Origin of the sequence: Streptomyces flavofungini (assembly GCF_041028215.1) — a bacterium.
Classification (GTDB): Bacteria; Actinomycetota; Actinomycetes; order Streptomycetales; family Streptomycetaceae; genus Streptomyces; species Streptomyces flavofungini_B.
Window position 1 is genome coordinate 1 of record NZ_JASKYR010001327.1, and the last position, 1265, is coordinate 1265.

Annotated in this window: 1 protein-coding gene; it reads right to left on the bottom strand. The window is 73.5% G+C overall.

Annotated elements, in window-relative coordinates:
* On the bottom strand, positions 1-1265 hold a 1265-nt coding region (locus tag AB8Z36_RS40805), incomplete at both ends, for an IucA/IucC family protein (RefSeq protein ID WP_369218393.1).

Below are 1265 nucleotides of genomic sequence, written 5' to 3' on the forward strand. Positions count from 1 at the left end.
GGGTGGAGGGGATTGGCGATGGTGACGTAGACGGACTGGGTGTCGACGGGGCCGACGAGCTCGTCGAGCCCGTGCAGCCGGGTCAGGAGGTTGGCCTTGCACCGCAGCACGGGTGAGTCGAGCAGCGTCGCGGGCAGGGAGGTGCGCAGTCTGTCGGGGCCCGCGGCGACACCGCCGAGGAAGCGGCGGAAGGCGGCGAGCAACAGGCGCTCGTCGGCGAGGCGTTCGGCGCCGAAGGCCCCGATGAGGCCGAGGACGTTGTTGATGCCGAGGTAGTAGGCGAACCGCTCGTCCGTCACCTCGTCGGAGACGAAGGTGTCGCTCTGCCCGCCGATGCCGGGGAGGCGCTTCTCCAGTTCGGCGCGCCGGGACTCGCGGAAGTAGTAGCCCTGGTTGTCGCGGTAGCGGCCGCCCACGGGCCAGCCGTCGGGGTCGAGCAGGATGATCGTGTTCTGCTGGTGTGCCTCCAGGGCGACGCCTGCCTCGCTGTCCAGCCAGAGCACGGGGCGGACGACGGTCTTGAGGTAGCGGAGGAACCACTCGGTGGCGACGGCGCCGCGCGGATGTCCGGTCTGCCCGGCGAGCCTGGTGACGATCTCGGCGAGCCGGGAGCGCACCGGCTGGTGGTCGTGGTCCGTGTGCCGGGGCGCGGGGCGGGGTGAGACGAGCCCGGCCACGCAGGTGGCGTCGTCGCCGGGGCCGAAGGGGTTGTGCCGGATCATGACGTCGAGCCCGGGGACCGGCGTGCCGTCCGGTCCGGTGACGGCGAGCCAGGCGGGGTCGCGGATCACGTCGAAGCCGGGATGGGCGGCCTGCCACTGCTCGGCGAGACCGGTGCGGAGCAGACGGTGGACCTCGACGCCCCGGTGGAGTTCCTTGCGGAGGTTCTCGCGGCGGGAGTTGGTGATGCGCAGGCCCAGCGAGAGCTTGAGCATGGCGGTCGCGTCGGAGCGGTAGAGGGTGCGCACCGAGGAGGTGGGGTGCCAGGGGGTGCCGTGCGCGCCGAGGTCCTGGAGGAGCCCGGCATCGAGGAGGCGAGCGGCGACAGGGCGGTGCCGCAGCTCCCGGATCTGCCAGGGGTGTACGGGCAGGGCGGCGCGGCCGTCCGGCAGCGGCAGCCCGGGGCCCGCGAGCCGTGCGGTGAGCTGGTCTGCGGGGACGGTGCGGCCCCGCTCGGTCCAGGCCGAGTCCGAGGCGAGCACGGACCGGTCGACGGCCAGCCAGTGCAGGGCGAAGGCGCCGCGCAGCTCCGGGGAGTAGAGGCG